We start from the raw sequence: 22,165 nt of genomic DNA on the forward strand, positions 1-22,165 counted from the left end.
GTCCCGGCCCGGCGGCCCGCCAGGACCCGGAAGGGGGGGGGAAGGCCGGGATCGCACAGAACCGCCCGGGGGCCGTCCGGGAGCCCGCCGGAACGCGGCGCATCCGGACGACCGCCGGGGTCAGGGGGAGAACTCGGAGGCCAGCAACCCGAACAGGACCTCGTCGACGAAGGAGCCGGTCACCCAGGCGTGGGCGCGGAGCGTCCCCTCCCGGCGGAAGCCCGCTCTCTCCGCTGTGGCGATCATCGCGGCGTTGGTGGCGAGGGTCTCCAGCCCCAGCCGGTGCAGGCCGCGGATGCGGAAGGCGTAGTCGCACAGCACACGCAGCGCGTCGGTGGCGTACCCGTGGCCGCGGGCCTCGGGCAGCAGGGAGAGCCCCAGGTGGGCGTTGCGGTTGAGGGTGTCGATCCCCCAGACCGAGCCGGAGCCGAGCACCTGCCCTCCGTCGAGGGAGGCCACGGTGAAGGGGACGTTGCCCGGGTCGGGTTTGCGCGCCTCGTAGCGGGCGACGGTCTGCTCGAGGGTCCTCGGCACCCAGGGCTCCTCGTTCGCGGCGACCGCCGTCCCGACGTCCTCGTGCAACCGGTGCAGGGCCGCCAGGTCGTCCTTGGTCACCGCCCTGAGCAGGACCCTCTCTCCGCGCAGCATGGGCCACACCCTAGGGCGGGACCGGCGTCCCGGGAAACGGATTTTCCGCGCCGCGGCGCGCGCGGGACCGCCGTCAGGGGAGGCGGCGGCGCGGGAAGCCGGGCTGCGCCCTCCGTACGGGGACCGGCCGTTCGGACGGCCGCCGTCAGGGGCGGCGGCGCGGGAAGGCGCCGTCAGGAGAAGTACCGGCGCGGGTTGGCGACGAGCATCTGCTCGATCTGCGCCTCGCCCACCCCGGCCTCGCGCAGCGCCGGGAGCACGTCGTCGTGGATGTGGTCGAAGCGCCAGTTGGGCGCGGCCTGGCTCAGCGTGCCGTCCCAGGCGTCGCCGAAGTAGTCCATGAAACAGGCGGCGTCGTGGCTGAGCACCATCCGGTCCGCGTAGCCGCGCTCGCACAGCGCCGCGACGGTCGCCACCCGCTGCGGCGTCGGGTTGTACAGGTCCAGCCCGAACCGGTCCATGCCGAGCGTCGCCCCGGTGTCGGCCAGCCGCATCAGATAGTCCAGGTCGTTGCTGTCGCCCGCGTGGCCGACCACGACCTTGGTCAGGTCCACGCCCTCCTTGGCGAACAGGTCGAGGGCGGGCAGGCCGCTCTGCGTGAAAGAGTCGGTGTGCACGGTGATCGGCGCCCCGGTCCGCAGGTGGGTGTGGGCCACCGCGCGGCAGATCCGCCCGACGCCGGGGGTCAGGCCCCTGCTCTCGACCACGCACTTGAGGAAGGCCGCCCGGACGCCGGTGTCGGCGATGCCCTCGGTCAGGTCGCGGGCGAAGTCCTCGACCATCGGCTCGGGCATGTCCAGCAGCAGGCCGGGGCCGCGGTGCTCGTACTGGTGGGGGATCTCGTCGTAGGAGTAGAGGCCGGTGGCGACGATGACGTTCAGCTCCGGCACCTGCTCGGCCACCCGCCGCACCCGCGGGAGGTAGCGGCCGAGTCCCCAGACCGTGGGGTCGACGATGGTCCGCACGCCCTTGGCGGCGATGTTCCGCAGCTTGGCGACCGCGTCGGCGACCCGGAACTCCTCGTCCCACCACGAGCCCTTGCCGTAGTTGTCCAGGTGCTCGGTGGACAGCACGAAGACGTGCTCGTGCATGAGGGTGGGGCCGAGCTCGGTGACGGGCACGGGTCCGCGCACGGTCTCCACGGTCGGAACGGTCCCGGAGTCCGCGCTCTCGGAACCCACGCTCCCGGAGTTCACGGTCGACGACATGCGCACCCTCCACACACCCGTTTCGTACCGACTGGTCGGTTTACGTGACGGTAGGACTGTGAGGAGGGTCACGTCAACGGGTGTACGGTGCCGTCCATGAGGTCCGCAGCGGCCACGAAGGTGGTCATCGACTGCGACCCGGGCGTCGACGACGCGCTGGCCGTCGCGTTCGCGCTCGGCAGCCCGGAGCTGGAGGTCCTGGGGATCACCACGGTCGCCGGGAACGTCCCGGTGGAGCGCGCCACCGGCAACGCGCTCCGGCTGCGCGAGTTCCTCGGCGCGCACCGGGTGCCGGTCGTCCCCGGCAGCCCGCGCGCGCTGGTGCGGGACGGCCCGGAGCGCACCGGCCGCGCCCACGGGCCCTCCGGCCTGGGGGCGGCCGTGCTGCCGGAGCCGGTCCTGCCCGCCGCGGACGGCCACGCGGCCGACTTCCTGGCCGAGACGGTCCGCTCCAGCCCCGGCGAGGTGATCCTGATCGCGATCGGCCCGCTGACCAACGTGGCGCTGGCACTGCGGCGGGAGCCGCGGATCACCGGATGGACCCGCGGCGTCGTGGTCCTGGGCGGCTCGCACGCCCCCGTCGGGCCCGGCTCCCCGGCCGTCCCGGTCCCCGTCCCCGTCTCCGGAGGCGCCGGGGACGGGGACGGCACGGCACCCGGGTCAGCGCCCCCGGCCGGAACCGCTCCCGAGTTCAACCTGGCGGCCGACCCGGAGGCCGCCGCGGCCGTGTTCGGCGCGGACTGGACGGTGACGGCGATCGGGCTCGACGTCTCCGGCCGGGTCAGGGCCGGCGCCGCCGTACGGGAGCGCATGCGCGCGCTGGGGCGGCTCGGCCGCGAGCTGCTCCTCCCGGGCCTGGAGCACTACGGCGGAGCCCGCGGGGACGACCCCGACCAGGGGCCGCCGGTCCACGACGCCTGCGCGGTCGCCCGCGTGCTCGACCCGGGGGTGGTGCCGGCCGTGCCGGCCCGCGTCACCGTGGACACGGGCGGGCCGGAGACGGCGGGCACGACGGTCACCGTCCACCGTCCGGACGGTCCCGCCGGCGCCCTGGTCGCCACCGGCGTCGACACCGGCCGATTCTGGGAGCTGGCCCTGGCCGCCTACGGCCGGCTCGCCGCCCGCCTGGGCTGACGGCGACCCGGCGGGACGCACGACCGTGCGCCCCGCCGTGCGCCCCGCCGTGCGCCCCGCCGGGTGCCCGGACCGGCTCCCCAGCACCAGCCCGAGCAGCACCAGCACCGCGACCTCGGAGACGACCACCAGCCGCTGGATCGCCCCGGCCGGCACGCCGACCGGCTCCATGCCGAGCATGCGCACCGCGTACGGGACGACCACCAGGACGAGCACGCCCAGTGAGAGCAGGCTGAGCGCCTTCACCGCCCGGGCGTACGGCCGGCCCTCGTTCCGCCGGGCGAGGATCAGGCCGGCGACCGGCATCGCCAGGAAGGCGGCGAACGCTGCGTAGCGGTGGATGCCGCCCGACATCGAGAGCGGCACCCCGGGCCGGTCGGTGGGGAAGGTACCGACCAGCAGCATGCACAGCCCCCAGACGGCCACCAGCGCCGCCGCCTTGCGGTCCTCGCCCCGGCGGGCCAGGAGCACGGCGAAGGCCGTCGCGCCCACCGCGAAGAGCGTCAGCGAGGTGGGCAGCAGCCAGCCGTCCGGTTCGAACGCGTACTCGCTGATCACGGTGTGCAGCGGGTCGAGGCCCGCGGCCAGGTGCAGCCCCAGCATGGCCGCGGCCCCGCCGCCGATCGCCGCGTAGCCGAGGAGCATCGTCCCGGTGCCCGAAGTCGCTGTGCTCGCCATGCCTCAACGATCGCCGCGGGCCAGGTCGCGGACCATCCGAGATGATCCCCAAGCGGCCCTGAGCGATCCCGGAGGAACCGCGGCGGGAGGTGGGGGCCGCCTCAGGGGGACGGTCCCGGGGCCGCGCCCGTGAGCTGCGCGGAAACCCGCCCGGGGTGGGGCCCGCCCCCTCAGGGTGCCGGTCGGGCCGGCCCCCGCGGCGGGGCCGCTTGACTTGGAGCGCGCTCGAAGGTGCACGGTGGTGCCCATGGGCATCACCATCCAGGAGGCCGCGCGCACCTCGGGGCTGAGCGCGCACACGCTCCGTTACTACGAGCGGATCGGGCTCATCCACGAGGTGGAGCGCGACGCGGCGGGGCACCGCAGCTACACCGGCTCCGACCTCGCCTGGCTGGAGTTCCTGACGAAGCTGCGCACGACCGGGATGCCGATCGCCGACATGTGCCGCTACGCCGCCCTGCGCCGCCGGGGGCCGGAGACCGCGGCCGAACGGCGGCGCATGCTCGAGGTCCACCGCGAGCGGGTCCGGGAGCGCATCGCCCGGCTCAGCGAGGACCTCGCGGTCCTCGACCACAAGATCGATTCCTATCACGCGATGGAGATCACATGAACAAGCGACGTCTGGGCGCGGGAGGCCCCGAGGTCTCCGCCATCGGGCTCGGCTGCATGGGGATGTCGGAGTTCTACGGCGCGGCCGACGAGTCCGAGTCGATCGCCGTCGTCCACCGGGCCCTGGAGCTCGGGGTGGACTTCCTCGACACCGCCGACATGTACGGCAGGGGCCACAACGAGGAGCTGGTCGGGCGGGCGATCGCCGGCCGCCGGGACCGGGTGGTGCTGGCCACCAAGTTCGGCATCGTCCGCGGCGACGACCCTGCGGCGCGCTCGGTCGACGGCCGGCCCGAGTACGTCAGGAAGGCCTGCGACGCCTCCCTGCGCAGGCTCGGCGTCGACCACGTCGACCTGTACTACATGCACCGCCGCGACACGCGGGTGCCGGTCGAGGAGACCGTGGGCGCGATGGCCGAGCTCGTCGCCGCGGGCAAGGTCGGCCATCTGGGCCTGTCGGAGGTGAGCGCCGAGACCCTGCGCCGGGCGCACGCCGTCCACCCGATCGCCGCGCTGCAGAGCGAGTACTCCCTGTTCACCCGGGGCATCGAGGAGGAGATCCTGCCGGTCGCGCGGGAGCTGGGCATCGCGCTGGTGGCCTACTCGCCGATCAGTCGCGGCCTGCTCGGCGGGACCCTGCCCCCGGCCGAGCAGCTGCCCGACGACGACTTCCGCAGGCACCTGCCCCGGTTCACCGGGGAGAGCGGGGCCCGCAACGAGGAGCTCGTCGCCGAGGTCCGCAAGCTCGCCGGCGAGGTGGGCTGCACCCCCGCCCAGCTGGCGCTGGCCTGGCTGCTGACCCGGGGCGAGGACGTCGTGCCGATCCCGGGCACCAAGCGGCTGCGCTATCTGGAGGAGAACGCGGCGGCGGCCGGCATCACGCTGACCGCCGCCCAGATCGCCGCCCTGGAGAGCGCCGTGCCCAGCGGCGCCGTGCGGGGCGACCGCTACGCGGACATGTCCTCCGTGGAGAAGTGACCATAGGAGAAGTGACCACGGGAGGAGTGATCACACCGCGGGCACGGCGGCCTGGCGCCGGCCGGGGTTCCACTCCTCGTCGCTCATCCGGATCATGGCCACGCCCACCGCGCCGAAGGCGGCGATGAGGATCGCCGGGCCGGAGTAGCCGAGCCACAGGTTCCAGTTGGCGGCGCCGACCAGCCAGATCACGATGCCGGCCGGCACCGCGGCGGGGAACCACCAGCCGGCGCGCCCGCCCCAGGCGTAGGCCACGGCCACCAGGACCAGGCCGAGGAACGATCCGATCATGCCGGGCACCTGCCAGGCGATGATCATCGCGGGCTGGGCGGCGTCGTTCATGAGCTTGTGGGCCTCCTCCACCGTGAACATCCGGTAGGCCGCGATGTCGAAGAAGTCCGAGATCATCAGGGAGGAGAAGTTGATCAGGCCGAGCACGGTCACCGCGCCGGCCACGTTGGCCAGGACCACGCCTCTGCGCCGCACCAGGTGGACCATGCCGATGACCCCGGGGACCCAGAGCACCCAGGCGTAGTGCAGCAGGGTCGCGCTGATCCCGGTGGCGACGGGGTTGTCGGCGTAGCCGAGCGGGTCGTCGATCCCCGGTTCCAGGGGGTCGACGATCATGCCGAGCAGGAGGCAGAGCGGGGCGAGGACGAGGCTGACGCCCGCGGCCCAGCGGCGGAAGGCGTCCGCGTTGGTGAGACTGAACATGCCGCAAGACGTTAGGAAGCACCCGCCCCCGGCGTCGTCAAGGCGTACTTCGAACCTTTATCCACCTGAAGGTGGATTTCATGACCGAAGATCCGTTCTACCCTCGACCTCATGAGTCACCGTCCACCGCCCACCCTCGTCGACTGGCTGGTCGCGGTGGCCGTCGCACTGTTCGGGATCGCCGAGGAGGCCGGCGGGCGCACTCTCACCTCGGACGGCCCGCACCGCGACTGGCTGATCGGCGCGGTCGTGTGCGCCGCCGGACTGGTGCTCCTGCGCCGGCGTGCCCCGTTCACGGTGCTGGCCGTCTACACGGCGATCAACATCGTCTCGGTCGTCCACCTGGGTGACACCGCCTCCGCCTGGCAGTACTACGTCCAGCTCCTGCTGCTGTTCACGCTGCTCGCCGAACTCCCGCTGCGGGACCGGCGGGTGGCGGCGGGACTGGCGGGCACGGCCGCGTTCGTGGCCATGATGCTGACGGCGACCGGGAACGCGGGGGCCGGTGACGTGGCGGTCGCGCTGGTGATGTCCACCGTCGCGGGGGGCGCGGGCGTCGCCGTACGGCGTTACCGGCGGCTCGCGCTCCGCGCGCAGGAGCTCGCGGTCCAGGCGGAGGAGCGCGGCGAGCTGCTCGCCCGGGAGGCGGTGGCCGAGGAGCGGTTCCGGATCGCCCGGGAGCTGCACGACGTCGTGGCGCACAGTGTCAGCGTGATGGTCATGCAGGCGGGGGCGACCCGGCTGATGCTCGACCCGGGCCAGACCGCCCAGCGCGAGGCGCTGAACGTGGTGGAGGAGACGGGACGAGAGGCGGTGGAGGAGCTGCGCCGCATGGTCGGGCTGCTCCGCACCGGCCCGGAGAGCGAGGGGCTCGCCCCGCAGCCGGGCCTGGCCCGGTTGGACGACCTGGTGACGCAGATGCGCGCGGCCGGGCTCGACGTGACCCTGACCGTCGAGGGCACCCCCGCACCGCTCCCCGCCGGACTGGACCTGTCGGCCTACCGGATCGTCCAGGAGGCGCTCACCAACACGCTCCGGCACGCCGGCCCCACCCGCTCCCGGGTGACCATCGCCTACCGGCCCCGGGCGCTCTGCCTGGACATCGTCGACGAGGGGCCGCGCGACGGCCATGCCCACATCGGCGGCGGCACGGGCCACGGACTGGTCGGCATGCGCGAGCGGGTCGCGCTCTTCCACGGCACGCTGTCGACCGGCCCCCTGCCCGCCGGCGGGTACGGCGTGCGGGCCTCCATCCCGCTGACCGAGAAAGTCACGGTGCCGCGATGACCGTCTCCATCCTCGTCGCCGACGACCAGGCGATGATCCGCCGGGGGATCCGGCTCATGCTCGGCACCCAGCCGGACCTCCAGGTGGTCGGCGAGGCCGCGGACGGCCGCCAGGCGGTGGAACTGGCCCGGCGCCTCAGGCCCGACCTGGTGCTGCTCGACATCGCCATGCCGGTCCTGAACGGCGTCGCCGCCGCCCGCGAGCTCCTCGCCGATCCCGAGCCGCCGAGGATCGTCATCCTGACCACCTACGACACCGACGAGAACCTGGAGGGCGCCCTGCGGGCGGGGGTGAGCGGGTTCCTGCTGAAGGTCTCGCCGCCCGAGCGGCTGTTCGCCGCGATCCGGACGGCGATGGGCGGCATGGCCTCCCTCGATCCCGCGGTGACCTCCCGGGTGATGGCGGGCTATGTGGGGGCGCCTGCCGTTCCGGAGTCGCTCACCCCGCGGGAGCGCGAGGTGCTCGAGCTGATCGGCCGCGGCCTGAGCAACGCCGAGATCGCCGGCACGCTGTTCATCGGCCCGTCCACGGTCGGCACCCACATCAACCGGCTGCTCGCCAAGCTGGGCCTGCGCGACCGCGCCGAGGCCGTCCGCCACGCCTACGAGCACGGTCTCGTCCGGCCCCGCGACTCTCAGTGAGCAGGCGATACAGACATCCAGGAAATATTAACGAATCTCCACACAAACGGCATGATCCTCGTGACCGGAGAGCGATCTGACGTGGTTACCCTCCGGTCACATGCAGAGTAAGAAGCTCGCCGTCGTCGGCGTGGCCACGGTGGCGGCGCTGGCCGTACCCGCGGTCGCCTCGGCCTCCCCCGCCAAGACCGTGACGGTGACCGTGATGGGCACCTCCGACCTCCACGGCAACACCCTCAACTGGGACTACTTCAAGAACGCCGAGTTCACCGACAGCCGGAACAACGACGTCGGCCTCGCCAAGGTCTCCACCCTCGTCAACCGGATCAGGGCCGAGCGCGGCGCGGACCGCACCCTCCTGTTCGACTCCGGCGACACCATCCAGGGCACCCCGCTGGCGTACTACTACGCCAAGATCGAGCCGGTGGACAAGACCGGTGAGATCCACCCGATGGCCCGCGCGATGAACGCCATCGGCTACGACGCCGTCACCCTCGGCAACCACGAGTTCAACTACGGCCTGCCGCTGCTGGCCACCTGGGTCAAGCAGATGAAGGCCCCGGTGCTCGGCGCCAACGCCGTGTACGCCAAGAACGGCAAGCCCGCCTACCTGCCCTTCACCCTCAAGACCATGAAGATCAAGGGCGAGAAGCCGGTCAAGGTCGGCGTGCTCGGCCTGACCAACCCCGGCGTGGCCATCTGGGACAAGGCCAACGTCGAGGGCAAGCTGCGTTTCACCGACCTCGTCGCGACCGCCAAGAAGTGGGTGCCGGTCATCCGCGCCATGGGCGCCGACGTGGTCGTGGTCACCGCGCACGCGGGCGACAACGGCATGTCGTCCTACGGCGGCGACCTGCCGATCGAGAACGCCTCCGCCCTGGTCGCCGAGCAGGTGCCGGGCATCGACGCGGTGCTGTTCGGGCACGCGCACAACGAGGTGCCGGAGAAGTTCGTCACCAACAAGGCCACCGGGCAGCAGGTCCTGCTCACCGAGCCGGGCAGGTGGGGCCAGCGGCTGAGCGTGCTGGACTTCCAGCTCGCCAAGAAGCGCGGCAAGTGGACGGTCGTCGGCAAGTCCTCGACTCTGCTGAACACCAACACCGTGGCCGAGGACCCGAAGATCGTGGCGCTCATGAAGCAGCAGCACGAGACCACGGTCAAGTACGTCAACACGGTCGTCGCCCAGTCGAAGGAGCAGCTGTCGGCGGCGGAGTCCCCCTACAAGGACACCGCGATCGTGGACTACATCCAGAAGGTCCAGACCGAGACGGTCAAGAAGGCCCTGGAGGGCACGGCCGACGCCTCGCTGCCGGTGCTCTCCATCGCCGCGCCGTTCAGCCGGACCGCGGTCTTCCCGGCCGGGCCGGTCAGCGTCCGCGACATGGCGGGCCTGTACGTCTACGACAACACGCTGATGGCGGTCAAGCTCACCGGCAAGCAGCTGAAGGAGTACCTGGAGTACTCCGCCAAGTACTTCAACCAGCTCGCCCCCGACGCGCCGGTCGACCCGGCCGCGCTGACCAACGCCTCCGGCACGCCCGACTACAACTACGACCAGTTCTCCGGCGTCACCTATGACATCGACGTCGCCAAGCCGGTCGGCCAGCGGATCACCGGCCTGTCCCACCAGGGGCAGCCGGTCGCCGACGACCAGCAGTTCGTGGTCGCGGTCAACAACTACCGCCAGTCGGGCGGCGGCGGCTTCCCGCACATCACCACCGCACCGGTGGTCTACAACGCCCAGGTGGAGATCCGCCAGGCGCTGATCGACCACGCCTCGGCGACCGGGACCATCGACCCGGCCGACTTCGCCGAGGTCAACTGGAAGCTCACCCGGAACGGGGCGCCGCTCTTCTAGCGGCTCCCGCCTCCGTAAGGCGCCCGGGGGCGGCCGGGTCCACCGGCCGCCCCTCCGCGTTCCGGCCCCGCCCGGCTGTGCCCCGTAATTCGATCGAGCGGATTCGGCGGATTCGTTAGGGTTCCCGCATGCCTTCTCAGCGCGCACTGCTGCCGCGGTCGGCGCCGGCCGCCTCGGGGCTGTCGTCCCTTGCGATCGCCGCGCTGCTGGACCGGCTCGAAGCACGATCCGCCGAGTGCCACTCGATCATGGTCGTGCACCGCGGTCACGTCGTCGCCGAAGGCTGGTGGGCGCCGTACTCGGCCGGACGCCCGCACCTTCTCTACTCGCTCACCAAGTCGTTCACCTCGGTCGCCGTGGGGCTCGCGATCGCCGACGGGCTGCTCTCGCCGGACGACCGGGTGGTGGACGTGCTGCCCGACCACGTTCCGGCCGACGTCCCGGAGCAGGGACGCCGCCTCACCGTCCACCACCTGCTGTCCATGACGACCGGGCACCGCACCGACAGCCTCGACGAGGCCTGGCGGCTGGAACCGGGCGACCTGGTGAAGGGCTTCCTGCGCGTGCCGTTCCCCGAGCCGGAGGGGACACGGCACGCCTACGACAATTCGACCACCTTCGTCCTGGCCCGGATGGTGGAACGGGTCACCGGCCGCGGCCTGCCCGAGCTGCTCGACGAGCGCCTCTTCGCGCCGATGGGCGTCGACCACGCCGAGTGGGACCGGGTGGCGAGCGGCGCCGCCTTCGGGTTCCACGGCCTGCACCTCACGACCGAGGCCGTCGCCGCCTTCGGCGAGCTGCTGCTGCGCGGAGGCGTGTGGGGCGGCCGGCGGCTCGTCCCGCGCGGATGGGTGGAGCTCGCGACCGGCCGGCACATCGAGACCCTGCAGGTCGAGGGCTGGTCGGACAACCCCGACGTGCTCTGCGGGTACGGCTACCAGTTCTGGATGTCGCGTCACGGATACCGCGGCGAGGGCGCCTTCGGCCAGCTGTGCGTGGTCGTCCCGTCGCACGATCTCGTGGTCGCCATGACCTGCGCCATAGAGGGGAGCGAGGCGGTGCTCGACCCCTTGTGGGAGTGCCTGCTGCCCGGCGTGGGCCACGCGGCGAGCACCCGGGACGACGAGATCCTCGCCGAGCGGCTGCGGCGGCTGTCACTGGCGCCGGTGCCGGGTTCGGCCGCCCCGGGGCGTTCCGCCGAGGCGGAACTCGACTCCTCCCCCGAGGGTTCGGCCCTGCCCGGTGGGACCACGGTGACCGTCGATCCCGTGGACGGCGGATGGCTCCTGCGGCTCGGGCCGTCCCTCACCGTCGAGGCCGGCCACGGCGGATGGCGGGAGAGCTCGCCGCTCGGCCGTCCCGTCGTCGCGGCCGGCGCCTGGCAGGACGGCACGTTCGTCGCCGACCTCTACGTCATCACCACCCCGCACCGGGTCCGGCTGGTGGTCGACGCCGGAGCGGGGACGGCGGTGGCGACGTGGAACGTCGTGCCCCTGACCGGCCCCGATCTGGTGCTGCACCTGCGGTCGCCGCTGATGACCCGGCCCGACGTCGCGTAGGCGATGCCGGCCCGGACCGCCCTGCGTCGCCCCGGGTCACAACCCCAGGTCGTCCAGTTCCTTCAGCAGCGCGGACCGCGGGCCCTGCGGCTGCGCCGGTGCGGAGACATCGCGCGGGCGGCGGTCGCGGAAGATCCAACCGCCGGCGAGCCCGCCGAGGAAGCCGAACAGGTGGCCCTGCCAGCTGACGCCCTCGGCCTGTGGGAGCAGCCCGGCGAACTGGTAGGAGAAGCACAGGGCCATGACCACGCCCACCACGATGTCGATCAGGTGCCGGTCGAAGATCCCGCGCACCAGCACGTAGCCGAAGTAGCCGAAGACCACTCCGCTCGCGCCCGCGGTGACGCTCCCCGGGACGGAGGTGAGCCAGATTCCGAGACCGCTGACCACGACGACGAACGCCGTCATGCCGAGGAATTTGGCGACGCCCCGGTAGGCGGCCAGGAATCCGAAGATGAACAGCGGGCCCGAGTTGCCCTGGATGTGCTCCCAGTCCAGGTGGAGGAACGGCGCCGAGACGATGTCGGGCAGGCTCGCCGGGTCGTACGCCCGTATGCCGTGCCGGGAGAACAGCGCGTAGTCCGACGCCCAGTTGGCGATGTGCAGCGCCCAGATTCCGGCCAGGACCCCGACCATGACCCAGAACGCCTTCCGAGCCTCGTCGATCATGATTTCGGCCGTGCGGCCCCTGGCTTCCACTCCGCGCCTCCCCGGCTGTCCCCGTCCTGTCCCGCCGGGCCAGTATCGGGGACGCAGATCACGAACGGGCAGCGGGCGGGCGCGGGGCGGCTCCGGCCCGCGCCCGCCCCGGCCGGGTGACGGGTCCCGGCGCCGCGCTCACCCCAGCCGGGCGGTGAGCACCTCGGCCCGGGCGAGCTGGACCTCGCGCGCCTTGCGCGCCGCGAAGCCCAGCAGGGGCCTCGCCCACGCGTGCACGACGAGCACGTCCTCGACCTCGGTCCCGCCGCCGGACTCCGTCAGCCGGAAGCGGTAGTCCATCCGCACCCCGCCGGGGCTGACGACCCGGCCCTCCACGACCTCGGGCCCGCTCCGCAGCGTCACCCTGATCCGGTTGTCGTAGGTGAGGAGCCCGAGGCGCAGCCGCTCCACCGCGACGTAGCGCGTCTCGTCCTCTCCCCGCTCCACGTCGCGGACCGCGACGACCAGCGGTGAGAGCCCCACGTAGCTCTGCGGCTGGCTCAGGTGCGCCCGAAGCGCGGCCGGAGTGTTCCGGACGTGAAAGGTATGTCGCAATGTGACCTTCGGCACCGTCTTGCCCCCATATCGGTGATCTTTACCGGGAGACAGTAACGGGTTCGGCCATGTACCACCGGGTGTTCTTCTCACCTCGTGCGAGGGAGTCGAGCCGGCGGGGCAGCTCCTTGCGAGAGAAGGGGTCGGTGGCGGCGTTGCGGAGGTGGATGCCCACGGCGTACATGTCCCGCACCTCCATCAGCGTGGAGTAGCCGGGCCAGGCGCGCAGGTCGCTGCCGTAGGCGACGGCGAAGGCGTCCACCTCCTGCGCGGTCAGCCCGAAGCGGCGCTGCCCGTGGTAGGTGTGGACCAGGTCCCACTCCCGCGGGCCGACCGCCACGCCGTCCCAGTCGCACAGGACCACGTGGCCGTCGCTGCGGCGCAGCAGGTTGTCGATCCAGGCGTCCCCGTGCAGCAGCACCGGCGGGTGGTCCGTCTCCAGCCCGTCCCAGCGCTCGGTCAGCTCCGCGATGCGCTCGACCAGCCAGGCGCGCTGGGCCGCGGTGAGCACCGCCGAGCGCTCCGCCTCCCTCCGCACCTGGGCGAGGGGGTCGGCGAGCCGCTTCAGCGTGACCGGCGGCACCGGGAGCCGGTGCAGGACGCGCAGCACCTCCCCCAGCTCGGTGGTGGTGGGCCGGCCGCTGGCCGGGACGTAGTGCCAGAACGTGACGGCCCGGCCGCCGTGCACCACCGGCTCCTCGGAGATCTCGTCGGCCGGGCGCACCGCCGGGAACCCCTGCCCGGCCAGCCACCGCGCCACCGCGAGCACTCCGGGGAGCCGGGCCTGCGCGCCGGGCGAGGTGGCGATCCGGACCACGATCTCACTGCGCAGCTTGAAGACCGCGTTGCTGCGCACCCGCAGCAGCCGCGCACCGCGGTGGTCGATGCCCATGCCGTCGCAGACCCCGCGCAGGACGGCGAACGCCTCCGCGGCGAGCGCGCTCATGTCCCGGCCGGCGCGGCGCCGGCGAGCAGATCCGCCAGGCGGCGCACCGCCGCCGTCTTCCGCCGCCCCGGCGGCACCGCCGCCAGCAGCGCCCTGGCCCGGTTCAGCACGATCGAGGTGCGGTGCTCCGGCGGCACATCGAGCAGGGCCCGCTCCGCCAGCTGGCAGCCCTCCTCCACCCGGCCGTCCCGCACCCGCTGGGCGGCCCGGTCGAGCAGGATGAGCACCGGGTCGATGGTGTAGGGCCCGGAGGGGCTGGGCGTCCACCCCGACCAGTCGACCTCCTCGCCCAGCTCGATCAGCGTGCCGATCCGGTAGAACTGCAGCCGCCGCTCGGAGAAGCGGAAGGCCAGGTGGTCGTGGCCCTCCGGGGGCATCCGGGCGAAGATCTGCTCGGCCTCGGCCAGCGCCACCCGGGCCGCCTTGTGCTCGCCCATCCGGGCCAGCGCCCTGGCCTCGGCCGCCGCGCCGAGCGCCGCCGGGGAGCTGGGGGCGCTCCCCGCCAGCATCCTGGCCTCGCGCGCCAGCCGTACCGTCTCGGTCAGGTCGCCGTAGTAGTAGGGCAGCATCGCCTGCTGCGCCCGGACCAGGGCGCGCAGCCGCAGGTCGCCCATGTCGTCGGCGGCGGTGCGGGCCGCGCCGTACCAGGCGTGGGCCTGGCGGGTGTCGCCGAGCTTCATCAGCGCGTCGGCCGCCAGCAGGGCGAGCATCACGGTGGCGTTGAGCAGGCGGCGCTGGTGCATCGCGGGCTGCCGGGCGGCGACCAGCGTCCGCACGTCCGCCAGCTCGAGCATCAACCGGTAGAGCATGGGCAGCGGCGCGCTGGTGATGTACTCGCGCCGGTAGCGCACCACCTGCTCGTCCAGCCGGTCGAGCTGGTCCTCGGTCACGCTCGCGAGCGCGAGCGTGCGGTCCAGCTCCTGGCGGGTCCGCTCGACCTCTGCCATCAGCCGCCCGCTCATCGCGACGCGGGAGCCGAGCAGCGCGTGGTGGAAGAGCGCGCGCCGCTCGGTGTCGTCGTCACCCCGGTCCTTCGCCTCGGCCGGCGTGCGGGTCTCGGTCCCGGCGGCGCCGCCGGCGACCACCACGACCTTGGTCCCGCCGCCGTCGTCGCAGTAGTCGCCCGCCAGGCCGAGCCGTACGGCGTTGGCGCGGTACAGCCGCGCCAGCAGCTCGATGGTCTGCGGCCGGGGCCGGGCGCGGTGGTTCTCCCAGGCGTTGAGCAGGTCGATGCTGGCCCGGGCCTCTCCGAGGTCCTGCCGCCGGCACAGCTCTTCCAGCTCGCGCACGGCCTCCCTGGCCGACCACCCGCGGGCCAGCCGGTGCGCCTTCAGCAGGCTCACCCCGCAGCAGCCGTGAATCGCCTGCGCGGTCTGCCAGGGTGTCCACTGGCGGGACTCCGCCTGCTCCCTCCACCGCCTGGCGCAGGCGGGCGAGTGCTCCCCTCGGGCCACGGCGCCCCTCCCGATCGCTGTTCACAGAAGACTAACGAGGGCGTATCACAGTGTGACCAGACCTGTGCACCACACTTTCTTTACCCGTGGTTTCCGCGCGGAATACTCGCGGGTTCCCCAGGTATTCCACGGGTTCATACCTCTTCCGGTGAAGGAAACCGATTGCCGTTCACCGCCCCGAGACCGCACTCTTCGGGATAAGACAGTCACCAGCGCCCATCGGGGGTGATCCGGATGACGGCTGACCGGGGTGAGGCGGTCGGGCATCTGCGGCGCCTGGCCGCCCAACTGGAATCGCAGGCCTTCCGCACGCGACTGCAGACGCGCGAGGGGCTCTTCCCCCGCCTGAGAGTGATCAATCCGATGGCTCCGGCCCGGAGCGAGGACGTGCTGGCCGCCCACGAGGAGGACGGCGAGTGGTGGTTCTGGCTCTCCTGGGCCGGGCGCATCGGACACGCCGAGGACATCGCCACCGCGGCGGAGCGGGTGGCGTCCGTTCTGCAGGTGATACGGAGATAGGTGTTTCTTGGGTGGCACATGGGTAACACTCGTGATCAAGAGCAGAAAGGAGCGGCCCGTGAAAAGGACACAGATCACCCAGCAGCGTCCGCGTCCGCCGCGCAAGCCGGTGTCGCTCGATCTCCGGACCCCGTCCGGCCGGGTGCTGCCCTTCTAGGCCTCCGGAGACCGTCAGTCCAGCGCCCGGGAGAGGTCCTCGGCGTAGAGCCAGGCGGTCGCCCCGGCGTGGAAACGCCGGAAGACCAGCGGCATGACCAGCTCGCGCATCCTGCGGCCGACCGGACCGGCCGTCTTGGCGTCCCGGTTGGCGCTCGCCGCCCTGGCCATCTTCGTCAGGCGGACCCGGCGCTCGCGGTCGTAGCGGGCCAGCGCCGCGGAGACGGATCCCTCCTGCTTCAGAGCCCGGCCGAGGACGACGGCGTCCTCGAGCGCCATGGCGGCGCCCTGGCCGGATCCCACCGGGTGCGCGGCGTCGCCGACCAGCACCGTCCGGCCGTCCTGCCATACGGGCACCTCGGCCAGCACGTGGTGGAGCACGGACCGGTGGAGCCGGACCGTCCCCCGCATGATCGCCAAGGGCGTCTCCTCCCCCAGGTAGAGCTCCTCCAGCCTCTCCAGGCCCGTGTCCGACGGCTCCCGTCCGCTGGAGACCTGCGCCGTCCACCAGACCTCCCCGCCCGGCGCGGTGAGATGGATGAAGGCTCCGTTGCGGGCGAAGGTCATGTTGAACACCCCCGGCCCGCCCGCCACGCTCGCGGGGACGCCCCGTGAGATCCCGGAGACGCTGTGGATGCCCGCGTAGCGCGGCACGGGGGCGGCGGGGTCCAGCGCCCTCCTGACCGCCGACCAGATGCCGTCGGCCCCGACCACCAGATCGGCCCCGGCCATGTCCGCTCCGGCCGGGAACCCGCTCGGGGCGGAGGTGCCCGCCCCGGCGGGGACCCCGGCCACCTCCTCCGGCGCGAGGCGCAGCCCCGTGACGATCTCCGCCCCTTCCCGGAGCGCCGCGGCACGCAACTCCTCCACCAGGTGACCGCGCATCAGCGTCACACTGTTGCGCGGCTCGTCCGCCGGCCGCCCGCGGGGGACGTCGCCCAGCAGCCGGCCGGAGCCCGCCCACATCCGCTGGCGGGCGACCTCGAAGCCGCGCTCCGCCACGGCCCGGCCGCAGCCCAGCGCGTCGAGGGCGCGCAGCCCGTTGACGGCCAGGCTCAGGAACGATCCGACCTCTCCCCCCGGGTCCTCGTGCGCCTCGACGACCGTGACCTCGGCTCCCGTCCGCCGCAGCGCGATCGCGCTCGCCGCACCGGCGACCCCCGCACCCACCACGATGACCCGCACGCCATCTCCCTGAATCCAAATTCACCGAATGTAGATTCAGTATGCGGCTTGCTACCGTCGAGGTCAACAGAACGGACGAGGAGGGACCGGGTGAGTGTTCGCAGGGCCAGGGCGGCGGAGACCGAGGCCGCGCTGAAGGACGCGGCCCGTCGCCTGTTCGCGGAGCGGGGCTACCTGAACACCAAGATCACTGACATCACGGCCGCCGCGGGCCGGGCCACCGGTTCCTTCTACGACCACTTCGCCGGCAAGGAGGAACTGCTCCAGGCGCTCCTGCGGGACATGGACGCCCAGGCCGACGCCGAGATCGCCGTCCGCGGCCATCCGGCCGACCACGACCTGACCGACCGCGGGCAGCTGCGCGACCACATCGCCGTCGCCTGGTCGGTCTTCCGCGACCACCTGCCGGTCATGGTCGCGCTCCTGCAGTCGACGATGACCGAGGACCTCGGCTCCGGCCGCGCCTGGGAGCGGCTCGCCGGTGACACCGCCGTCTTCCGCGACCACCTGGAGCACCTGCGGGAGCGGGGCCACCGCCTCCCCGGCGACCCCGTCCTCCTCGGCGCCGCGATGGGCGCGATGTTCTCGATGCTCGCCTACTCGCTGCTCACCTCGGGGGAGAAAGGGCCGCGGATCACCGACGACCAGGTGATCGACACCCTCACCGACCTGCTCCTGCACGGCCTCGCCGGACCTCCGCCGGGCGAGGACCGGTCTTTACCCGGCACTCCGTCGCCGTCCCGCGGTAGGAGCGGGCGCAGAGGGTAGGGACCCCCTTACATGCCATGAGAGTACGGGTGGGCGGAGTGCGATGGCTCAGGCGCCGAGTCGGGACGATGAGGCCGCGCGGCTGAAGGAGCTCGACGAGCTGGGGGCGCTCCAGGTCATCACCGAGCCGATCTTCCAGTCCATCGCGGAACTGGCCTCCGACATCTGCCGGACGCCGATCGCACTGGTCAACCTGATCGGCCGCGACCGGGAGTACTTCAAGGGCCACGCCGGCATCGGCGTCGAGAGCATGGAGCGGCGGGCGCTGTTCTGCCCCTGGACCGTCGGCGCCCGCACCCTCGTGGGGGTGCCCGACGCGCTGGCCGACCCCCGCTTCCGCGACGACCCCCTGGTCACCGGGGAACCGTACGTCCGCTACTACGCGGGCATGCCGATGATCAGCAGCCGCGGTCACGCCCTCGGCGTGGTGTGCGTGTTCGACCACCGCCCCCGCCGGCTGGCCCCGGAGCAGCACCGGGGGCTGGAGACCCTGGCCGCCTGCGCCGTCGGCATGCTGGAACTGCAGCACCACGCCCGCCAGGCCGAGGAGGTCATCGCCCGGCTGCGCCGGCTGGAGGAGCTCAAGCACCAGTTCCTGCGCACCGTCAACCACGAGCTGCGCACCCCGCTGACCTCCATCCGCAGCTATCTGCAGCTCATCCAGGAAGGCGATCTGGACCCCGCCACCGAGCAGAGCTTCCTGCGGGTCATCGAGCGCAACAGCGACCGCATCCTCCGCCTGATCGACGACCTGCTCCTGATGGCCAGCCTGAACGCCCAGACCGCGATCTTCCAGCCGGTCCGCGCCGACCTGGCCGAGCTGGTCCGCCAGGCGGTCGGCGAGGCCGCCGGCAGGGCCCGGAGCAGCGACCACGCCCTCGACCTGGAGGCCCCGCAGCCCGTGCCGGTGATGGTCGACGCCGAACGGATGCGCCACGTGCTGGCCCAGTTGCTGGACAACGCGATCAAGTTCACCCCGCCCGGGGGGCGGATCACCGTCACCGTGACGGGCGCCCCCGTCCCGGCCGTGGAGGTCCGCGACACCGGCATCGGCATCGAGGCGGAGGAGCTGGGCCAGGTCTTCGACGACTTCTACCGCGCGCCCCAGGTCGAGGACCAGGCCATCGGCGGCACCGGGCTCGGCCTGCCCATCGTGCGCAAGGTGATGCTCATGCACGGGGGGAACGTGCGGATCGAGAGCCGCCCGGGCGAGGGCACCCGCGTGCTACTGACGCTGCCCGCCGCACCGGAACCCGAGGCCTGACAACCGGCGGACCGAGGACCGGCCGGGTCCCGGAGACGGCGGAGTGCCCTCCGGTGACGCTTGTTCCCGGTGCCAGGACCGCCGGACGGCCACGCCCCCCAAGCAAGATCCGCTCTCGGTGAGATCCGGTCTCACTGAGATCGGGCCGACGTCGAGGGCCGCCCGCCTCCGGCGGGGAAGATGTCGGCGGCCGTGACGGTGAGGGTGTCGGGATCCGCGTTGACGACGGACTCCCTGGCGCACACGGCGTAACGCAGGTCGCCGGGGCTCCGGGTCAGATGCGCAGCCTTCGCCGCGAGATCGGCCTTGATCCTGGCCGCGTTCACCTTCCTCCCCCATTTCGCCTCACCCACCAGGACAGGCGTCCTCGATCTGCCGCTGAGCACCACAGCGTCGATCTGGTGCTGCCCGTCACCCCGCCACCAGGGGCCGACCGCCACCACTTCGGGCCCGAGCTCGGCGGCGCGGAGCCGCAGATGGTCTCGGAACGCCTCCTCCCACACCTCTCCCATGTGATCGTCCAGCGATGCCATCAGCACCGGCAGGACGGTCTCCCCCAGCCCTCGATCGATCTCCGGCAGGAACCGGGAGAGGGTACCCAGGTAGAAGGCGAGGAAGTTGTCGGTGATGCGATAGATCTTCCGGCGGGTCCGCGCCGACTCCGTGACCGGCTGGACCCTCTCCGCCAGGCGAAGGGTCAGCAGGTCGTTGAGGGTACGGGTGGGGTCCGCGCCGATCGCGTCGGCGATCTCGTTGTGCTTGGTGGAGCCCTCGGCGACGGCCTGCAGCGTGGCGGCGAGGTGTGCGCCCTGGCCCGCCTCCGTGGCGAGGACGAGGTCCCCCTCGCGGATCATCTTCGCGTCCGGGCGGCAGGCGAGTCTCCTGATGTTGTCCTCGATCGAGAGCTCCTGCCGCCACCATGACAGGTACAGCGGCATCCCGCCGAGGATCCCGTAGACCAGCGCCCGGTCCTGCGGTGTCAGGCCCGGCAGCATCTCCGCCGCCTCATGCGGGCGGAACGGGTGCAACTGCATCGTCAGGTCGAACCGGCCGTAGAGAGGCGCGTGGTACTCCTGGATCGCCCGCATCGTGCGGACGGCCGATCCGCACAGGACGATCCGGAGCTTGGTCCGCCCGTGGGCGTGGTCGAGGAAGGCGCGGAGCACGCCCTCCAGCTCGGGCGCACGGCTGATCATCTCGGGGAACTCGTCGAGCACCAGGAGAAGCGGCTCGTCCTGCGCCTCACGGCCCAGGTGGTCGAGCGCCTCGTCCCAGTTCCGGAACGGACTGGAGCGGAGGTCCCGCGTGGGAGAGGGCGCGGCGGCCGCGATGCGCTGGGAGAGCTCCTCCAGTTCCCGGTGGGGGGTGCGGTTCCCGCCCGTGTGGAAGACCACGCGCTTGTCAGCGGCGAATTCCTGGAGCAGCGCGGTCTTGCCCACCCGGCGGCGTCCCCAGACGAGGGCGGGGCGGGCCTCCGGCTCCTCCCACCAATCCCGCAGAGCCGCCAGTTGTTCCGTACGTCCGACGAAGACCATGCGCACAGGGTAACCGACATGGATGTCGGCGACCTCGACGTCACCGACATCCATGTCGGTGACGTCGATCTCCCGGGCGGATCGCGGACCGGCTCTCCGTCGGACCGCACGGCCGGCCGGAGAGCCTGCGACGATCGCCGCCGTGCCGCTTCAAGCTTTGGTTCCGAGACGGAAAATCTCAGTGGGTGGACGAAACGGTCGGTGGGCTGACGTAGTCTCTCTCTACTCCGACAAAAGGGAGGAGAAGATGAAAAAGGCTCAAATCATCCAGAAACCCAGGCCGCCCCGGCGGCCCGGCCCGCTCGACCTCCGCACGCCCTCAGGGCGACTGCTGCCGTTCTGACCCGGACCGGTCGCCGTCCCGCCCGCTCAGGAAGAGCCGGTTCACGAACCACAGGACCGCGCCGATCCCGAGCAGCAGGCCCGCGCGGAGATAGACCTCGGCGCCGCGGCCCGTGACCGGCAGCGCCAGCAGGAGGCAGACCGCCGCACCCAGTGCGGGCATCCAGCTCGGCGCCCGGAAGTGCCCGTGCTCCACGCGGTCCCTCCGCAGCACCAGGACGGCCGCGTTGACCATCGCGAACACGCACAGCAGCAGGAGCACCGTGGTGTCGGCCAGACCGCCCACGTCCCCGGTGGCGACCAGGACCACCGCGACGGCCACGGTGAACAGGATGGCCGCCCACGGGGTCGAGCGCCTGGGGTGGACGGCGGCGAAGACCCGGGGCACGATGCCCTCGCGCGCCATGCCGTACACCAGGCGCGAGGCCATCAACATGTTGATCAGGGCGGTGTTCCCCACGGCGAGCAGCGCGATCAGCGCGAACAGCTTCGGCGGGAAGGCCAGGCCCGCGACCCGGACGACCTCCAGCAGCGGGCCGGTCGAGTTCACCAGCGTCTCGGTCTCCACCAGCGTCGTCGCGGTGAACGCCACCGCCATGTAGATCACCGTCGCCACGGCCAGGCCGCCGAAGAGCGCCCGGGGGAAGTCGCGCGGAGGGTTCTTCGCCTCCTCGGCGAGGTTCACCGAGTCCTCGAAGCCGAGCAGCGCGTAGAAGGCCAGCGCCGTACCGCCCAGCACGCCGAGGAGGGCGCCGGTCTCCGGATGGAACTCCAGCGCCCGGGCGGGTTCGCCGTCCCCCCGCAGCAGGGCGTAGACCCCGATCGCGACGATGACCAGCAGGCCGAACGCCTCGATGACCGTCAGGACCACGTTGACCTTGATCGACTCGGAGATGCCCGCGAAGTTCACCAGCGTCACCAGGGCGAGGAAGACCAGCGCGCCCACGACGACCGGGACCGTCACGAACTCGCCGAGGTAGGCCCCGCCGAAGGCCAGGGCCGCCGCGCTCGCCGAGGTGATCCCGCTCATCAGCACCGCGAAGGCCACGATGAACGTGACGAAGGGCAGGCCGAACGCCTTGTTGGCGTAGAGCGCGGCCCCGGCGGCCCTCGGGTACTTGCCGACGAGCTCGGCGTAGGCGGTCGCGGTCAGGGCGGCCAAGGTGAACGCCACGAGGAAGGGCAGCCAGAGCGCCCCGCCCACCTCCCCCGCCACCTTGCCGACCAGCGCGTAGATCCCCGCGCCGAGGATGTCCCCCACCACGAACAGCAGCAGCGTCCAGCGCCCGATCACCCTCTTCAGGGCGTGCGGGGACCCGGGCGCGGCGGTCGTCTCGGTCATGCGCTCCCACTACCCGTGGCCGGGCCCGCGTCACTATCACCGGTGATGTAAGCCGGATGTAAGCGACCGGCAAGGGAGACCCCTAC

20 protein-coding genes and 1 pseudogene are annotated in these 22,165 nt (G+C 72.4%); 10 read left to right on the top strand and 11 right to left on the bottom strand.

The window, feature by feature from the left end:
- Positions 1-120: 120 nt before the first annotated feature.
- Together ACFOWE_RS19345 and ACFOWE_RS19350 are read right to left on the bottom strand one after the other, a co-directional pair.
- On the bottom strand, positions 121-648 hold the full coding sequence (locus ACFOWE_RS19345; protein ID WP_377289737.1) for a GNAT family N-acetyltransferase: 528 nt from the start codon (positions 646-648) through the stop codon (positions 121-123).
- A gap of 173 nt (positions 649-821) precedes the next feature.
- Positions 822-1,856 carry a phosphotriesterase family protein gene (locus tag ACFOWE_RS19350; protein WP_377289739.1) on the bottom strand — a complete coding sequence of 345 codons (1,035 nt, stop codon included), beginning with the start codon at positions 1,854-1,856 and terminating at the stop codon, positions 822-824.
- A gap of 96 nt (positions 1,857-1,952) precedes the next feature.
- Between ACFOWE_RS19350 and ACFOWE_RS19355 the strand changes: the two genes are divergently transcribed.
- Positions 1,953-2,990 (top strand): nucleoside hydrolase, encoded by a 1,038-nt coding sequence (locus tag ACFOWE_RS19355; protein WP_377289741.1) that lies wholly within the window; start codon positions 1,953-1,955, stop codon positions 2,988-2,990.
- Positions 2,991-3,137: 147 nt separating this feature from the next.
- On the opposite strand, the pseudogene ACFOWE_RS19360 reads toward ACFOWE_RS19355, so the two are convergent.
- Positions 3,138-3,668, bottom strand: a pseudogene (locus ACFOWE_RS19360) (DUF998 domain-containing protein); the annotation flags it as partial.
- 247 nt (positions 3,669-3,915) lie between these two features.
- On the opposite strand from ACFOWE_RS19360, the gene ACFOWE_RS19365 reads away from it, so the two are divergent.
- Both ACFOWE_RS19365 and ACFOWE_RS19370 read left to right on the top strand, forming a co-directional pair.
- Complete coding sequence (locus ACFOWE_RS19365; protein WP_377289743.1) at positions 3,916-4,278, top strand: MerR family transcriptional regulator; 363 nt, start codon at positions 3,916-3,918, stop codon at positions 4,276-4,278.
- Positions 4,275-5,255, top strand: coding sequence for an aldo/keto reductase (locus tag ACFOWE_RS19370; RefSeq protein ID WP_377289745.1), 981 nt, complete (start codon positions 4,275-4,277; stop codon positions 5,253-5,255). The genes ACFOWE_RS19365 and ACFOWE_RS19370 overlap by 4 nt, the downstream gene beginning before the upstream one ends.
- A gap of 30 nt (positions 5,256-5,285) precedes the next feature.
- On the opposite strand, the gene ACFOWE_RS19375 is transcribed toward ACFOWE_RS19370, so the two are convergent.
- Positions 5,286-5,969, bottom strand: coding sequence for a hypothetical protein (locus ACFOWE_RS19375; RefSeq protein ID WP_377289747.1), 684 nt, complete (start codon positions 5,967-5,969; stop codon positions 5,286-5,288).
- 111 nt (positions 5,970-6,080) lie between these two features.
- Here ACFOWE_RS19375 and ACFOWE_RS19380 point away from each other — a divergent pair, with 111 nt between their 5' ends.
- The 4 genes from ACFOWE_RS19380 to ACFOWE_RS19395 all read left to right on the top strand — a co-directional run bounded on the left by ACFOWE_RS19380 (position 6,081) and on the right by ACFOWE_RS19395 (position 11,314).
- A complete protein-coding gene (locus ACFOWE_RS19380) occupies positions 6,081-7,256 on the top strand; it encodes a sensor histidine kinase (RefSeq protein WP_377289749.1) in 1,176 nt (391 codons plus the stop codon).
- A complete protein-coding gene (locus tag ACFOWE_RS19385) occupies positions 7,253-7,897 on the top strand; it encodes a response regulator (protein ID WP_377289751.1) in 645 nt (214 codons plus the stop codon). Before ACFOWE_RS19380 ends, ACFOWE_RS19385 begins: the two co-directional genes overlap by 4 nt.
- A gap of 100 nt (positions 7,898-7,997) precedes the next feature.
- Positions 7,998-9,755 carry a bifunctional metallophosphatase/5'-nucleotidase gene (locus ACFOWE_RS19390; RefSeq protein WP_377289753.1) on the top strand — a complete coding sequence of 586 codons (1,758 nt, stop codon included), beginning with the start codon at positions 7,998-8,000 and terminating at the stop codon, positions 9,753-9,755.
- 128 nt (positions 9,756-9,883) lie between these two features.
- Positions 9,884-11,314 (top strand): serine hydrolase domain-containing protein, encoded by a 1,431-nt coding sequence (locus tag ACFOWE_RS19395; protein ID WP_377289755.1) that lies wholly within the window; start codon positions 9,884-9,886, stop codon positions 11,312-11,314.
- Positions 11,315-11,350: 36 nt separating this feature from the next.
- Here ACFOWE_RS19395 and ACFOWE_RS19400 read toward each other — a convergent pair whose 3' ends face one another.
- From ACFOWE_RS19400 to ACFOWE_RS19415, 4 genes are all read right to left on the bottom strand, one after another.
- Positions 11,351-11,983, bottom strand: coding sequence for a rhomboid family intramembrane serine protease (locus ACFOWE_RS19400; protein ID WP_377289757.1), 633 nt, complete (start codon positions 11,981-11,983; stop codon positions 11,351-11,353).
- Positions 11,984-12,151: 168 nt separating this feature from the next.
- Positions 12,152-12,496 carry an SRPBCC family protein gene (locus ACFOWE_RS19405; RefSeq protein WP_377289759.1) on the bottom strand — a complete coding sequence of 115 codons (345 nt, stop codon included), beginning with the start codon at positions 12,494-12,496 and terminating at the stop codon, positions 12,152-12,154.
- A gap of 112 nt (positions 12,497-12,608) precedes the next feature.
- Positions 12,609-13,514 carry a phosphotransferase enzyme family protein gene (locus ACFOWE_RS19410; protein WP_377289761.1) on the bottom strand — a complete coding sequence of 302 codons (906 nt, stop codon included), beginning with the start codon at positions 13,512-13,514 and terminating at the stop codon, positions 12,609-12,611.
- The gene (locus ACFOWE_RS19415) at positions 13,511-14,968 is read right to left on the bottom strand and encodes an XRE family transcriptional regulator (protein ID WP_377289763.1); all 1,458 of its coding nucleotides are present in this window, start codon (positions 14,966-14,968) and stop codon (positions 13,511-13,513) included. Before ACFOWE_RS19415 ends, ACFOWE_RS19410 begins: the two co-directional genes overlap by 4 nt.
- A 234-nt stretch (positions 14,969-15,202) precedes the next feature.
- Here ACFOWE_RS19415 and ACFOWE_RS19420 point away from each other — a divergent pair, with 234 nt between their 5' ends.
- The gene (locus tag ACFOWE_RS19420; protein WP_377289765.1) at positions 15,203-15,487 is read left to right on the top strand and encodes a hypothetical protein; all 285 of its coding nucleotides are present in this window, start codon (positions 15,203-15,205) and stop codon (positions 15,485-15,487) included.
- A gap of 171 nt (positions 15,488-15,658) precedes the next feature.
- On the opposite strand, the gene ACFOWE_RS19425 is transcribed toward ACFOWE_RS19420, so the two are convergent.
- On the bottom strand, positions 15,659-16,828 hold the full coding sequence (locus ACFOWE_RS19425; protein ID WP_377289767.1) for an FAD-dependent oxidoreductase: 1,170 nt from the start codon (positions 16,826-16,828) through the stop codon (positions 15,659-15,661).
- A gap of 90 nt (positions 16,829-16,918) precedes the next feature.
- Between ACFOWE_RS19425 and ACFOWE_RS19430 the strand changes: the two genes are divergently transcribed.
- Entirely contained in the window at positions 16,919-17,596 is a 678-nt protein-coding gene (locus ACFOWE_RS19430) for a TetR/AcrR family transcriptional regulator (protein ID WP_377289769.1), read from the top strand.
- A gap of 43 nt (positions 17,597-17,639) precedes the next feature.
- Positions 17,640-18,860: a GAF domain-containing sensor histidine kinase gene (locus ACFOWE_RS19435; RefSeq protein ID WP_377289771.1), complete on the top strand. Its 1,221-nt coding sequence runs from the start codon at positions 17,640-17,642 to the stop codon at positions 18,858-18,860.
- A gap of 131 nt (positions 18,861-18,991) precedes the next feature.
- Here ACFOWE_RS19435 and ACFOWE_RS19440 read toward each other — a convergent pair whose 3' ends face one another.
- On the bottom strand, positions 18,992-20,395 hold the full coding sequence (locus tag ACFOWE_RS19440; RefSeq protein ID WP_377289773.1) for an ATP-binding protein: 1,404 nt from the start codon (positions 20,393-20,395) through the stop codon (positions 18,992-18,994).
- Between the two features lie 319 nt (positions 20,396-20,714).
- On the bottom strand, positions 20,715-22,079 hold the full coding sequence (locus tag ACFOWE_RS19445) for an APC family permease (protein ID WP_377289775.1): 1,365 nt from the start codon (positions 22,077-22,079) through the stop codon (positions 20,715-20,717).
- Positions 22,080-22,165: the final 86 nt, after the last annotated feature.

This window comes from Planomonospora corallina (genome assembly GCF_042650625.1).
GTDB lineage: Bacteria > Actinomycetota > Actinomycetes > Streptosporangiales > Streptosporangiaceae > Planomonospora_B > Planomonospora_B corallina.